The organism is Lysobacter yananisis (assembly GCF_031199375.1).
Lineage (GTDB): Bacteria > Pseudomonadota > Gammaproteobacteria > Xanthomonadales > Xanthomonadaceae > Lysobacter > Lysobacter yananisis.
The window spans coordinates 5,921,647-5,935,107 of the sequence record NZ_CP133568.1 but is presented as its reverse complement, the minus strand read 5'-3'; the positions used below and the strand labels follow the sequence as shown (position 1 = coordinate 5,935,107).

13 protein-coding genes are annotated in these 13,461 nt (G+C 71.9%); 4 read left to right on the top strand and 9 right to left on the bottom strand.

Annotated elements, in window-relative coordinates:
- Nucleotides 1-6: 6 nt before the first annotated feature.
- The 5 genes from RDV84_RS24550 to RDV84_RS24530 all read right to left on the bottom strand — a co-directional run bounded on the left by RDV84_RS24550 (nucleotide 7) and on the right by RDV84_RS24530 (nucleotide 6,959).
- Entirely contained in the window at nucleotides 7-1,155 is a 1,149-nt protein-coding gene (locus RDV84_RS24550) for a hypothetical protein (RefSeq protein WP_309151943.1), read from the bottom strand.
- A complete protein-coding gene (locus RDV84_RS24545; RefSeq protein WP_309151942.1) occupies nucleotides 1,152-2,213 on the bottom strand; it encodes an N-acetyltransferase DgcN family protein in 1,062 nt (353 codons plus the stop codon). The genes RDV84_RS24550 and RDV84_RS24545 overlap by 4 nt, the downstream gene beginning before the upstream one ends.
- Before the next feature lie 159 nt (nucleotides 2,214-2,372).
- On the bottom strand, nucleotides 2,373-4,610 hold the full coding sequence (locus RDV84_RS24540) for a TonB-dependent receptor (protein ID WP_309151941.1): 2,238 nt from the start codon (nucleotides 4,608-4,610) through the stop codon (nucleotides 2,373-2,375).
- Between the two features lie 106 nt (nucleotides 4,611-4,716).
- On the bottom strand, nucleotides 4,717-5,874 hold the full coding sequence (locus tag RDV84_RS24535; RefSeq protein ID WP_309151940.1) for a dipeptidase: 1,158 nt from the start codon (nucleotides 5,872-5,874) through the stop codon (nucleotides 4,717-4,719).
- On the bottom strand, nucleotides 5,871-6,959 hold the full coding sequence (locus tag RDV84_RS24530; RefSeq protein WP_309151939.1) for a dipeptide epimerase: 1,089 nt from the start codon (nucleotides 6,957-6,959) through the stop codon (nucleotides 5,871-5,873). The genes RDV84_RS24535 and RDV84_RS24530 overlap by 4 nt, the downstream gene beginning before the upstream one ends.
- 288 nt (nucleotides 6,960-7,247) lie before the next feature.
- On the opposite strand from RDV84_RS24530, the gene RDV84_RS24525 reads away from it, so the two are divergent.
- Nucleotides 7,248-8,108 carry a class I SAM-dependent methyltransferase gene (locus RDV84_RS24525; protein WP_309151938.1) on the top strand — a complete coding sequence of 287 codons (861 nt, stop codon included), beginning with the start codon at nucleotides 7,248-7,250 and terminating at the stop codon, nucleotides 8,106-8,108.
- A gap of 49 nt (nucleotides 8,109-8,157) precedes the next feature.
- Here RDV84_RS24525 and RDV84_RS24520 read toward each other — a convergent pair whose 3' ends face one another.
- The gene (locus RDV84_RS24520) at nucleotides 8,158-8,502 is read right to left on the bottom strand and encodes a hypothetical protein (RefSeq protein WP_309151937.1); all 345 of its coding nucleotides are present in this window, start codon (nucleotides 8,500-8,502) and stop codon (nucleotides 8,158-8,160) included.
- A 190-nt stretch (nucleotides 8,503-8,692) separates the two neighbouring features.
- Here RDV84_RS24520 and RDV84_RS24515 point away from each other — a divergent pair, with 190 nt between their 5' ends.
- From RDV84_RS24515 to RDV84_RS24505, 3 genes are all read left to right on the top strand, one after another.
- Nucleotides 8,693-9,121: a GFA family protein gene (locus RDV84_RS24515; protein ID WP_309151936.1), complete on the top strand. Its 429-nt coding sequence runs from the start codon at nucleotides 8,693-8,695 to the stop codon at nucleotides 9,119-9,121.
- Nucleotides 9,122-9,155: 34 nt separating this feature from the next.
- Entirely contained in the window at nucleotides 9,156-9,707 is a 552-nt protein-coding gene (locus tag RDV84_RS24510; protein WP_309151935.1) for a hypothetical protein, read from the top strand.
- Between the two features lie 328 nt (nucleotides 9,708-10,035).
- The gene (locus RDV84_RS24505) at nucleotides 10,036-10,470 is read left to right on the top strand and encodes a hypothetical protein (RefSeq protein WP_309151934.1); all 435 of its coding nucleotides are present in this window, start codon (nucleotides 10,036-10,038) and stop codon (nucleotides 10,468-10,470) included.
- A 6-nt stretch (nucleotides 10,471-10,476) separates the two neighbouring features.
- Here the strand turns inward: RDV84_RS24505 and RDV84_RS24500 are convergent, their stop codons facing one another.
- The 3 genes from RDV84_RS24500 to RDV84_RS24490 form a co-directional block, all read right to left on the bottom strand.
- Nucleotides 10,477-10,854 (bottom strand): hypothetical protein, encoded by a 378-nt coding sequence (locus tag RDV84_RS24500; RefSeq protein WP_309151933.1) that lies wholly within the window; start codon nucleotides 10,852-10,854, stop codon nucleotides 10,477-10,479.
- 246 nt (nucleotides 10,855-11,100) lie between these two features.
- The gene (locus tag RDV84_RS24495) at nucleotides 11,101-11,907 is read right to left on the bottom strand and encodes a LytR/AlgR family response regulator transcription factor (RefSeq protein ID WP_309151932.1); all 807 of its coding nucleotides are present in this window, start codon (nucleotides 11,905-11,907) and stop codon (nucleotides 11,101-11,103) included.
- On the bottom strand, nucleotides 11,900-13,159 hold the full coding sequence (locus RDV84_RS24490) for a histidine kinase (RefSeq protein ID WP_241833808.1): 1,260 nt from the start codon (nucleotides 13,157-13,159) through the stop codon (nucleotides 11,900-11,902). The genes RDV84_RS24495 and RDV84_RS24490 overlap by 8 nt, the downstream gene beginning before the upstream one ends.
- Nucleotides 13,160-13,461: the final 302 nt, after the last annotated feature.

The window sequence follows — 13,461 nt, the reverse complement described above, 5'->3', positions numbered from 1 at the left end:
CGGCGATCAGCGATGGAAGGGAAGGGACGGCGCGGCGGTCGCCGGCGCCGGATCGCGGCGCCGCAACAGCCACACGCCGCGGGTCAGCAGCGGCAGCACGTACACCGCCAGCAACAGGTAGGACAGGCCGCGGTAGCCGCTGGCGATCAATGCGACCAGGCCGAAGCGGTCGGCGAGGAACACCGAGCCCAGCAACAGCGCCGCGGCCAGCGCCAGCCGCGCGCGCGGCGGCCATTCGCGGCCACGGCGCGCGCGCCAGGCCGCGGCGGCGCGCTCGTTGATCGCGTGCACCGCGCCGGCGCCGCTTTCGAGCAGGGCGGCGAACACCATCAACTGGAACAGCGCATGGAACCACGGCAGGCCGAGCCGTTGCAGCAGATAGTCCGACGGCAGGGCCGCGTTCGCGACCTGGGCCTGGAAGCCTGCCATGCAGACGAAGAACGCCAACGCCGGCAGCATCGCCAGCGGGCCGGCGAGCAGGCCGGCGACGGCCGCGTCGCGGCGTCCGGCGAAGTGCCGCGCCACCGGCAGGATCACCACCGCGCCGACCAGGTTGTAGCCGGCGTAGGTCAGGCCGTCGCCGAGCCAGCCGGCGGCGGGCGCGGCCGGCGCGGCGAACGCGGCCTGGATGCGGTCGCCGAACGCCGACAGCGCCAGCGCCGCGAACAGCGCGTACACGCCGTAGAGGAAGAACGACACCCACTTGAACACGCGCTCGACCGATTCGTTGCCGAAGCTGACCACCGCGGCGATCGCCGCGACCAGGCACATCGCGCCGGCCAGCGGCGGCCAGCCGAACACGGCCTGGCCGATCGCCCCCGCGGCGGCGCCGAACACCGCCAGCAGCACGATCAGCAGCGCCAGGTAGGCCAGTTCGAACGTCCACCACAGCGGGCCGAGCAGGCGCTGGAAGAAACTGCGGTAGTCGAAACTGCGCAGCGCCTGGGCCAGGACGAAGGTCAGCATGCACACCAGGCTCCACAGCGCGGTCGCCGCGGCCATCGCGTACACGCCGCCCCACGCGCCGGCCGGCAGGAAGAACTCGACCAGCTCGCGTCCGGTCGCATAGCCGCCGCCGATCACCACCGCCTTGAACGCGAAGCCCGGCAACAGGTAGCGCTGGAACCGCGAGCCCGGCGCCGCGCCCGCGCTCATGTCGGCGTCTCCACGCAGGCGCGCACCAGCGCGCGCAGCGCCTCGCCGCCGCGTATCGGGTCGGCCACCGGCAGGCCCAGGCGCTGGCTTTCGTCGCGCATCAGCGCCTGCGCCTGGTCCGCCGAAAGATGCGAAGTGTTGAAGCTGATCCCGGCGCAGCGGATCGCCGGATTGGTCAGGCGTCCGAGCCGCAGGTTCAAGTCGATGGTCTCCTCGATCGAGGGCACGGCGTGGCCCGGATAGCCGAGCAGTTCGCGCCGGCCGGGTTCGTGGCAGACCACGATCGCGTCGGGCTGGCTGCCGTGCAGCAGCGCCAGCGACACGCCCGCGTAGGCCGGGTGCGACAGCGAGCCCTGGCCTTCGATCACGTCCCAATGCGCGGAATCGGCGTCGGGGCTGAGCCATTCGGCCGCGCCGGCGGCGAAGTCCGCGACCACCGCGTCCAGCGGCAGGCCGCGTCCGGCGATCAGCACGCCGGTCTGGCCGCTGGCGCGGAAGTCGGCGTCGATGCCGGCTTCGCGCATCGCCCGGGCCAGGCTCAGCGCGGTGTATTTCTTGCCCAGCGCGCAGTCGGTGCCGACGGTGAGCAAGCGCTTGCCGGAACGCTTGCGTCCGCTCGCCGTCGGCAGCGCGGCGGGCGGTTCGCGCACGTCGATCAGGCGGCGGCCGTGGCGCGCGGCCGCATCGCGCAACATCGGCACCTCGGCCAGGCGCGTATGCATGCCGCCGATCAGGTCCAGGCCGTCGGCCAACGCTTGCAACAGCGGCGGCAGCCAGGTGTCGGGAATGACGCCGCCGACATTGGCCACGCCGATCACCAGTGCGCGCGCGCCGGCGTCGCGCGCCTGCCGCGGCGTCAGCGCCGGCAAGCCCAGGCCGACCTTCGCTTCGGGCAAGGCGTATTCGCCGACGCAGCGCTCGCGCGCCCAGTCGCGCAGGCCGAACGCGGTCTTGGCGAAGGCCGGATGGACGACGTCGCCGAGAAACAGCAGATACGGTTGGGGCAGGTCGAGCGAGGCGGGAGCAACGGACGCGGGGGTTGCAGCGGGATTGGACATGCGGACATTCCGTTGTAGGCCGGGTGGTGCGGGTGGAGGCGCTGATCAGCGCTGGAGCACCGATGGAGTTGGGTGTGTCGGCAGGTGGTTCGATACGTTCGCCGCCGCGGCCATCGCTGCGTCGGCGGCCGTGCCGCGCACAGCTGCGCGGCGGCGCGTTCAGAACCGCAGGTCGAACTCCAGCCCGACGGTGCGCGGCTGCACGCGATTGGCCCGCCATTCGACGATGTCGCCGGTGGCCGCGCTCTTGACCGGCGACAGCGCGCTGATGTCGCGCGCACCGGTCAGGTTGCGCACGTAGGCGCGCACCGTCCAGGCGTTGCGCGACACGTCGGCGTTGAGGTTGAGCTGGCCGCTGGCGGGCAGGGGCGCGGCGTCGGGGTTGCTGTCGACATTGGTCTTGCGCTTGCCGAGCCATTGGTAGCTCGCGCCGAGGTGGCCGTTGTAGCCCGCGCTCCATTCGAAGTAGTAATCGGCGGTCGCGGCGAAGGTCCAGCGCGGTATGCCCGGCAAGGCATCGCCCGGCAGGCCGCGCAGCGACGGCGCCGCGTCGACCAGGTAGGCGTCGGTGAACGAGCCGTTGACGCCGACCCGCAGGTCCGGCGTGAGCTTGAACATCGAGGTGAACTCCACGCCGCGGCTGCGCGCCTTGCCGCCGTTGGCCGCGTAGCTGATGCCGTCGCGGGTGGCGGCGGACAGCTGGATGTCCTTCCAGTCGATCAAGAACGCGGCCAGGTCGATCGACGCGCGCTGGTCGAAGAACAGCGACTTCCAGCCGATCTCGTAATTCACCAGGCGGTCGGAATCGACCGACGGCGGCACCCCGGGCACGGCGAAATTCGGGCCGCCGGGGCGGTAGCCGCTGGCGATGCGCGCATACAGCATGCTGTCGCGGTCGAAGTGCCAGCGCGAGCCGAGCAGATACGTGGTGACGTTCTCCGAGGAACGCCCGGGCGAGGTCGCCAGCGGCAGCAGGATGCCGTCGCTGACGATCTGCTCGAAGTTCTGCCGGTTGCGCGCGTGGCGCAGGCCGGCGGTGACGTCGAAGCGTTCGCTGAACTTGTAGGTCGCATTGGCGAACAGCGCGCGTTCGGTGTAGTCCGAGGGAATCTCGGCGATCGCCAGCGGGGTCACGCCCGGGATCGGCGCGCCGGCCAAGGTGGTGGCGCCGACGACCTGGCGGTTGGCGGAGGTTTCGCGGGTATAGAAGCCGCCGATCATCCATTCGAAGCGGTCGTCGGGCTTGGAGACCAAACGCAGTTCCTGCGTCCACTTCTCCAGCTCCAGCGCCAGCGAGAACTCCGACAGACCCGGCGCGGCGCCGAACAGCGGGAATATCGGGCCGTAGATCGGGCTCTCGTCGCTGGCCTGGTAGGTCTGGGTCTTGGAATAGCCGGTGGCGGAGACGAAATCGGCCCAGTGCAGGTTCCAGTCCAGGGTGGCGGCGAAGAAGTCGATCTTCTTCTCGAACGCTTCGGCGACCCGCTTGTCGGTGCCGTCGCGGCCGAACACCGGGCGGCGCGCGGCATCGAGCGTGCTCAGGCTGTTGTCGTCGGAGTCGACGGTCTGGTGCAGGCCGGTCAGCTTCAGGCTGAGCTCGTCGTTGGGTTGCCACAGCAGCGAGAGATGGCCGCTGCGCTGGCGGGTGTCGTTGATGTCCTTACGGCCGCTGGCGAGGTTGTCGTTCCAGCCCGGCGTGAACTCGTTGGCGAACGACGCGCGCAGCGCGAGCCGGCCTTCGATCAGCGGCGCATTGAGCCCGGCGCGCGCGCTCCAGCCGAGGTCGCCGGCGCCGGCGACGTTGGCGAGCCCGGCGCCGACGCGGCCTTCGAAGCCGTGCAGGTCCGGGTCCTTGAGCACGTACTTGAGCAATCCGCCCATCGCGCCGGCGCCGTACAGCGTGCCTTGCGGACCGCGCAGCACTTCCACCCGCTGGATGTCGTAGGGCAGCAGATCGAGCACGAAGCGGCTGGAGCGGGCGAAGTTGCTGCTCGAACCCAGCGGGGTGTCGTCGAGGTAGGTGCCGACCACCGCGCCCGCGCCGATAGTCGGGATGCCGCGCAGCGACACCGAGGTCTGCCCCGGCGAGCCGCCGTTGCTGATGGTCATCGCCGGCAGGTAGCCGTTGAGATCCGACAGCTGGGTGACGTGCTGGTTTTCCAGTTGCTGTTCGCCGACCACGCTGATCGAGGACGGGACCTTGCGCGCGTTCTCGGTGCGCTTTTGCGCGGTCACCGTGACCGCTTCCAGGGTCGCCGACGGCGCGGTGTCGGGCGCGTCGCGCGCGGCGCCGTCGGCGGCGTCCTGCGCGGCGGCGGCGGAGGCGGAGGCGGCCAGGGTCAGGCCGATGGCCAGGGTCAAGGCGGTGCGGGGGCGGCGACGGAGGGCGTGCGGCATGGCGGGTTCCCCGTAGAAAGGATGGTGTGGAGGGCGTCGGCTCGCAGCGGGCCGATGCCTGCGGCGCGGATCGGTGCGGCGTCGAAGCGGAGCGGGCAATCGGGCTTCAGCGCCAGACCTGCCCGAGCAGGCGGCGGAAGTTGCCGCCCAGCACGGCTTCGATGTCGCTTTCGCCATAGCCGCGGCGCAGCAGCGCCTGGGTCAGTTCGTAGATCTTGGTCGGGCGGTCGAAGCCTTCGATGTCGATGCGTTCGCGAAAGCCGTAGCTGGCCTTGTACGAGGCCTTGAGCGCCTTGAGCTGGTCGGCCGGCATCGCGTCGTAGCCGTACAGGTCGGCGTCCGAGCCGATGCCGACGTGCTCGATGCCGACCAGGCGGGCGACGTGATCGATGTGGTCGATCATGCTGTCGAGCGTGGTCGGCTCTTTCGCGCCGACGAACATGCGCACGCCGGTGATGCCCATGACCCCGCCCTTGGCGGCGAGCTTGCGGATCGCCTCGTCGCTCTTGAGCCGCGGGTGGTCGTTGAGCGCGCGGCAGTTGGAGTGGGTGATCGCGATCGGCCCCCGGGCCAGTTCGATCGCGTCGAGCGTGGTGCGGTCGCCGCAATGCGAGACATCGACCAGCATGCCGACCTTCTCCATCTCCGCGACGATCGCCACGCCGTAGTCGCTGAGCCCGCCGTCCTCGCGCTCGGTGCTGCCCGAGCCGATCGTGGTCTGGCTGTTGTAGGTCAGCTGCGCGCAGCGCAGGCCCAGGCCGTGGAAGAAGCGCACGTCCTCGACCTTGCGGAAATGCTCGGCGTTCTGCACGCCGGAGATCACCGCGATCTTGCCCTCGCGCTTGGCCCGGTCGAGGTCGGCGGCGCGGCCGACCAACACGAAACGGTCGCTGTTGCGCGCGAGCAGGCCGTGCCAGCCGGCGAGGTACTCGGCCACGCGTTCGCGCGCGTCGGCGCCGGTCAGGCCCCAGGAGTTGTGGAAGACGTTAATGCCGCTGAGGCGGAAATCGGCGATGCGGCGCGGGTCGAGTTCCTGCGCGTAGACGTCTTCGCGCATGTCCAGCCGCAGCGGCGCGAGCATGTCGATCACCAGCGCGCGCTCGACGATGGCGCGCACCCGCGGCGAATAACGCTTGAGCTGTTCGTGCGTGGGCTGCGGCGGCGCCGCGGCGGCGGCCGCATGCAGCGGCAGGGCGAGCGCGGCGACGGCGGCGGAGGCTTGCAGCAGGCGGCGACGGCTGAGGCGGACGGGCGCGGGCGTCATGGGCGTGGGACCTGGGTCGGGGGCGTGGAGGCCGCGGCGTCGGCCGCGGAACGGGACGCGGAACGGGACGCGACGCCGCCCGCGCCGCCCCAGACTTCGTCGGGGCAGTGGATGAGTCCGTCGCGATAGACCACCGCCGGCGAGCGGTCGGTCTGGATGAAGCTGGGGCCGTCGAGATCGACGAGTTCGCACAACTGGCCCAGCGCGAACGCCGGCGCGGCCGCCCAACTGGTGCCGAGCATGTTGCCGACCATGCAGCGCAGGCCCAGCGTGCGCGCGCGCGCGGCCATCGCCAGCGCCTCGGTGAGGCCGCCGCATTTGTCCAGCTTGAGATTGACGAAGTCGCAGCGGCCGGCCAGCGCGTCGAGCTCGTCCAGCCCTTGCACGCTTTCGTCGGCGGCCACCGCGACCGGGCAGTCCAACGCATCGAGGTCGGCTTCGCGGCCGCGCGCGAACGGTTGCTCCAGCAGTTCGACCCGATGGTCGGCCAGCGCCGCGATCAGCGGCGCGATGCGCTGCAGGGTGTAGGCCTGGTTGGCGTCGACCATCAACCGCACGTCGGGCCGCGCCGCGCGCGCGGCGACGATCCGGGCGATGTCGAGTTCGGCGTCGCCGTCGAGCTTGAGCTTGAGCAGGCGCGCCTGCGCCAGCGCGCGTGCGCCGGCCGCGACCTGCGCCGGCGCGTCGGCGCCGAGGGTGAACGCGGTCGGCAGCGGCCGCGGCGGCGCCAGCCCGGCCAGCGCCCACACCGGCCGGCGTTCGCGTTGCGCCTGCAGTTCCCACAACGCGCAGTCCAGCGCGTTGCGCGCGCCGCCCGGGGGCAGCAGGGTCTGCAACGCGGCGCGGTCGATGCCGGCCTCGATCGCCTCGCGCCGCGCTTCCAGCGCCGCGTGCATCGAGGCCGGATGGTCGTCGAGGTAGTACACGCCGCAGGCCTCGCCGCGGCCGCGATGGCCGTCATCGTCGCTCAGCGTCGCCACCAGCGCCGGCATCGCTTCGAAGCGGTGGCCGGCGATGGCGAACGGCGCCTTCAGCGGCAGCGGTTCGATGGCGAGCGACATCTGCAGGCGGGCGCGGCTGGGCATGGTCGGAAGGGTTGAAAACTAATTTTCCGAATCAGAAAATTATTTTTCTCCCGAGTCAAGTTCGGGCGACGAACGGAGCGATGCCGGCGCTAAAGCGCGGAAATTCCCGGGTTTCGTCTGCTGCGGCGCAGCAAGCGCTTGGGCGCGGCTGCGCGAAAAACGCGTGGCCGGCGTCGGCGGCGCGCTCGGTCCGCGGCCGGCGGCGTGCGAACATCGCCGACCGCCGCGCCGCGGCCGCGCCCTCGCGCGCGTTCCCGCGCCGCTGCCCGCCCGGACCCCGTCGCACCCATGAGCCCGACCTTGCGCAGCCTGCTCGACCAGTTCGACACCGACCCGTCGTGGCCGTCACCGCCGCGCTGGCGCGAACGCGCGCAGTGGCAGGAGCGGATCGAGCGGGCGAGCCTGGGCCTGGCGGCCGACGCCGCGGAGCTGCTGCGCGCGCGCGCCGACGCCGCGCAGGCGCGGCTGGACGCCGCCGACGCGCAGTGGGCCGCGACGCTGCGCGCGCGCATCGCCGCCGGCGAAGGCGCGCGGTTGCTGCGCGAATGGCTGCGCGAGTCGCCGCCGCACGCGGACGGCGAAGGCTACGACCCGCTCGATGCTCTGCTCGGCGCGGTGCTGGACCTGGCCGAACCTGAGGGCGAGGTCGCCGCGCCGGCGCCGCAGACGGTGTTCTACCAGCCCACGCCGGCGCGGCATCTGCTGGACCTGTTGGCGCGCCTGGAACTGGGCGCGGACGATGTGTTGATCGACCTGGGTTCGGGCCTCGGCCACGTGCCGCTGCTGGTCGCCGCGTGCACGCCGGCGCGCGGCCTCGGCATCGAACACGAGGCGGCCTACGTCGACAGCGCGCGCCTGTGCGCGCGGGCGCTGGGCTTGCGGCGCGCGGACTTCGTCCATGCCGACGCGCGCGCGGCCGATCTGTCCGCGGGCACGGTGTTCTATCTGTACACGCCGTTCACCGGCGACTTGCTCGCGCAGGTGCTCGAACGCCTGCGCGCGCTGGCGGCGCGGCGCGCGATCCGCATCGCCAGCCTCGGGCCGTGCACGCAGACGCTGGCGACGCAGCCGTGGTTGCGCGCGTCGCAGCCGTCGTGGGCGGCGGACCGGATCGCGTTGTTCGCGGCGGGGCCGTCGCTGCCGGGCTAGGCCGGCAGGCGAGGTAGCCGGTTGGGATCGCCGGGCGCGGCGTCCGCGCTCAGCCGGCGGTGCGCGGTGCGGCCGCCGGTGTCGTGGCGGCATCCGGCGTGGCCGGCCCCGCCGCGCGCACCGGCGAGGCCAGCGCCGCGGCCAGCAGCAAGGCCAGCGCGAACCAGCACGCCAGCTCATGCAAGGACCGCCGGCGGCGCCTCCTGCGCTCGGGATCGCGCCCGGCCAGTTTCAACCGGTACAGGCGATCCAGCCGGCTTGCGTCGCGGGCGCGCGGACGCGGCCACGCGACCTCGCCCGGCCCCTGCGTCCAGGCGGGCGCGCCGGCGCCGTCCGGCCGCGCATGCAGCGCGTGCGCCGCGTCGCTGCGATATCCCTCTCGCAAAGCATCCATGTCGTCCTCCCTGCCGTGGTGTCGGCCGGTCCTTGCACGCTGTGATCAACGCGCTCGCCGCGGCCGGGCGGACACCGCCGGCGACACCGCCCGGCGCGGCGCGCGCGGCGGGTTCAACGCGGTGCGACGCGGGCGCCGGCCAGCGCCGCCGGCGCGGGGTAAGCTGGCCGCCCCAGCGAGGACTTCGCCCATGCGCATCGACGGCGCCTGCCACTGCGGCAACATCCGCTTCGTCCTGGATTGGCGCGACGAGCCGGACGCCATCGCCGCGCGCGCCTGCGACTGCACGTTCTGCGTCAAGCACGGCGGCGTCTGGACCGCCCGCGCCGAGGCCGCGCTGCGCCTGAGCCTGCGCGACCCGCAACGGGTCTCGCGCTACGCCTTCGGCACCGGCACGGCGGATTTCCTGGTCTGCGCGCACTGCGGCGCGGTGCCGGCGGTGGTCAGCCGGATCGAGGGGCGGCTGTACGCGGTGGTCAACGTCAACACGTTCGAAGGTTTCGACCCGGCGCGGATCCAGCGCGCGCCGGCGTCGCTGGACGGCGAGACCGAGTCGGCGCGGCTGGCGCGGCGCCAGCGCAACTGGATCGGCGAAGTCGAAATCGTCGAAGGCGCCTGAGCGCGCAGCGACGCCGCCCGCCAGGATCGCGACCATGCCCGAACCGATGCCGCCGCCGCGCTCGTTGTACTTCCACGAAGACGACGACAGCCAGATCGAACTGCTGCCGCTGGCGGCGTGGGCGCATTGCAAGCGCACGCTGGCGGACCTGCACGACTTCGCCGAAGCCCACTTCGACGGCGCCGGCTATACCGAGCTGATGGTGCGTCCCGATGCGCCGCATCGGTTGGCCGAACTGCGGCTGCAACCCGGTGCGGTCGCCGCGGCGGCGGCCGCGCAGTTCCCGGCTTACGACGAAGTCTGGACCGGCTATTCGTCCTCGCGCACGCGCTGCCGCGGCGTGCGGGCCTGGGGCGAGGACGGGTTCGCCTTGTTCGCCGACGGCGATGAATCCAGCGTCGAGGGGCTGTGGCTGCTGGCCGATCGCTGGTGGCCGCGGCATGCGCCGCGGATCGCCGCGTTGCTGCGGTCCTTGCCGCGGGCGGGCGAGCTGTTGCTGGTGGATTGGCCCTGGGGCCATCTGTTCGCGTTAAGCGATGCGCCGGCGCTGGAGCGGTGGCTGGCGGAGCGGACGGCGGAGTCGTAAGCGGCGCGGAGCCGGCCTCGAACCGCGTCTGCGCGACCTCGGGGAAGCGCTGCGAACGCGCGGATTCCGTCTCGATGGCGCCGCCATCTTAACCCACGCCGCCGCGACTGGCGCTGAAGCGCCGGCGCGGGGCGATGCGCCAGCGGGTCCGTGGCGGCGTACCATGCCGCCTCGTTTCGCGACGGCGGCCTGGGGAGGCCGCCGGCTTCCGGTCCGCACCGCTTCGCAATTCGCAACGACCTCTCATTCGTCCACGCCGATGCCGGCGCCGTTTCGCGGCGCGGGCGGCATCGCGTCGGTTCCGGTTTTCCACGACACAGGAGCGACGATGGCAACGATTCCCGCACCGTACTGCGTTTCTTCCGACCCGGCTGCGCGCTGTTGGTGGAGCGAATTGTCCGAAGACAGCAAGCACGCTCTGATTCGCAGTTGGGGTGACGACGAGCGTGCGGACCCGATCGCCGCGACCGCGCGGCGCGCGGCGACGCTGTTGAAGCACTGCCTGCGCGAGCAGGCGCACGCGAACCGGCATTGGCAGCCCGACGACGGCCTGCAGCCGTTGCACGAGCACATGGCGGCGCAAGGGATCGCGCCGACGCAGTTGCACGGCTGGCCCGGTCCGCCGATCACGCGCCATTCGCAGATCTACGACCACGGCATGATCTGGAACATCAAGTACGCGCAGGGGCGGTGGGACATTCACTCCGAGTGGTGCTCGCCGGACGCTCGCGCCCTGGCCGAGCGTTGGGCCGCCAGCGGCTGAGGCCGCTCAGTTCGGTTGCGGTTTGCAGTCCGCGCCCATCGCGGCGGTTTCGTCGCTGGCGCAGACCTTGAACCCCTCGGCGATGCCGACGATCTCGCGCGTGGTCCCCGCGGCCAGCGCGAAGCGCTCGGTCGGCTGCGCGCAATGCGGGTCCGGCGCCGCGCCCGCGGCCGGCGCCGGGCAATCGCCGCGGAACAGGCTGTAGTGGCATTGCCCGCTGCGGCTGGCCTTGCAATCGAAACGGGCGATGCGTTCGGTGATGCGCACCCGGCTGTCGAGGATGTCGACGCCGTCGATCACGTTGTGGTGCTCGATGGTGGTGCCGCCGACGCTGCAGCCGAACAGGGCGCAGAGGTAGTACAGCAGGGCCATCAGGTTACGCATGTCCGACTCCTTGGTGCGTGGCGCGCCGGCGGCGCGGATGAGGCCGCGCGCCGGGCGGGCGCGCGCGGGCGCACGCGCCGGTGGGCGGCGCGGGCGGGGTGGTGGCGATGAGTGCGCTTGCGGGTGGTGCGGGCGGCGGTGGCGCGGTAGGTGCGTTGGCTGTTTCGGGCGTTGCGGGTGAGGCTTGGGGTGCGCAGCGGATTTTTCGGGCGTTGCGGTTCGCGCGGGCGACGATCGCCGTCCCGGCTACATGCTCTTGAACAAGGCCATGAAGGTCTGGCTTACGCTCAGCGTCTCCGGACGCCCGCGCAAGCGCACGGTGCCCTTGCCGCTGTCGTCGCGGACGATGCCGGCGATGGCCTTGAGGTTGACGATGGTGGAGCGGTGGATCTGCTTGAAGCGTTCGCCGTCGAGGCGGTCGAGCAGGTCGCGGATCGGCGTGCGCAACAAGGCTTCGCCTTCGGCCGTGACCACGGTGGTGTACTTGTTGTCGGCGCGGAAATAGACCACGTCGTCGACCAGGATCAGCCGGGTCTCGCGGCCGGCGCTGGCGGTGATCCAGGTCAGTGCGGGCTTGTCGTCCTGCGTCGGGCGGCGCGCGGCCAGTTCCCGGGCGATCTCGCGCAACGCGGCGTGGCGGTCGTCGCCGGGCGCGCGGCGCACGCGCAGGCGGCGCACCGTCACCGCTAGGCGGTCGACGGTGACCGGCTTGAGCAGGTAATCGACCGCGCCGTGCTCGAAGGCGTCGATGGCGTGCTGGTCGTAAGCGGTGACGAACACGATCTGGGTCGCGGGGCTGACGTCGGTCGCGGCCGCGGCGAGGTCCAGGCCGGTGAGGCCGGGCATGCGGATGTCGAGGAAGGCCACGTCGGGACGGTGCTCGGCCAGCGCTTCCAGCGCCTGCGCGCCGTCCTCGCATTCGGCCAGGATGCGCAGTTCCGGCCAGGCCTCGCGCAAGGCTTCGACCAAGGCCTGGCGCAGCAGGGTTTCGTCCTCGGCGATCAGGGCGGTGGGCGCGTTCGCGGGGCTTTCGGCGGTGTGCGGCTCAGACACGGGCCTGCTCCTCGCCGGACGGCGCCGGCACGACGATGGTGGCGGCGACGCCGCTGGGGAAGTTGGCGACGATCGACAGTTGCGCGCGGTCGCCGTAGACCAGCCGCAAGCGTTCGCGCACGTTGTTCAGGCCGATGCCGCTGCCGGAGTTGAGCGAGTTCAGGCCCATGCCGTCGTCGGCGACGGTGATCGACACGCCGGACTCGCCGCTGCGCGCGCGGATCCACACCGTGCCGCCGCCGGGCTTGGGCTCCAGCCCGTGCTTGATCGCGTTCTCGGCCAGGGTCTGCAGGATCATCGGCGGCAGCGGCAGGGCACGCAGGTCCTCGGGCACGTCGATCTGCGTTTGCAGGCGCTGGCCCATGCGCAGCTTGAGGATTTCCAGGTAAGCGCGCGAGCGTTCGAGTTCGTCGCCGAGGGTGGACAGCGCGTCTTCGGTGCGCGGCAGCGAGCGGCGCAGGAACTCGATCAGGTGGCCGAGCATCTCGTCGGCGCGCGGCGGATCGTGGCGGGTCAGGTATTGGGCGCTGGCCAGGGTGTTGTAGAGGAAGTGCGGCTCGACCTGGGCGTGCAGCAGGCTCAGCTTGGCGACCGCCAGTTCTTTCTCGGTGGCGGTGCGCGCGGCCTGGGTGCGCTCGCCGCGGTGGCGCTCGGCCACGCGCCGGGCGATGGCGCGCGACAGCGCCTCGGCGTTTTCCAGGTTGGTGCCCTGGTCGACGCAGAACCAGTCGCTCCAGGGGCCGACCTCGGGCTCGCAGATCAGGGTGATGCGGCTGCCGTCGGCGCTCGGGTCGATCGTGGCGAGGACTTGATTGCGGGCGAGTCCGTACTTCCACGAGTGCGGGTCCGCGCCCTGCAGGTCGAGCATCCGTGCCTGATCGGCGCGCTGGACCTTGGCGCGCACCTGCAGGCTGTCGCGCGCGCTTTCGATGTCCTCGACCCGCGGCAGGTCGCGGATCGCGGCTTCGAGCAGTTCGAAGGTCTCCTCGACCTCGAACGGCACGTCGATCTGGCGGCGCTGGCGGTTGGCGCGCGTGGTCGCGTCGACCCGCTCGGCGATCAGGCGCACCCGGCGCAGATGCGAGAACGCCTTGATCGAGACGTAGATCACCACCAGCAACGCGATCACGAACAACGGACCGGTGTCCATGCGGTTCAGCAGCGGGACCGCCGAGACGATCAACGCCAGCAGCACGAACAGGCCGAACCAGGCGGCGGCGATTCGGGCGACGAAGAACAGGTTGCGGATCACGGGGCGCGTCCATCGGGGAGGGCTGGGCGCAGGATAGTGGCCTGGCGCCACAAAGAAAGCGCAGGGCGACGAAACCCCGGGGATGGCGACCGAAACCCGGTCTTGGCGGGCGAAGCCGGAGGGCGGCTTGGGCGTTGAGGGTGTGGTTTGAGAGGAGGCGGGCGCGGGGAGCGGAATCGCCGAGGAGTGGGGCACGGCAGATGCCGGGTAGCCGGGCGGTGGCGTGGTTGGTGACGGTCGGGTGCGGGAGGGCGTGCGGACTTGATGCCGGCTGTTGGCCTGGACCACAGGGCGACTGTATC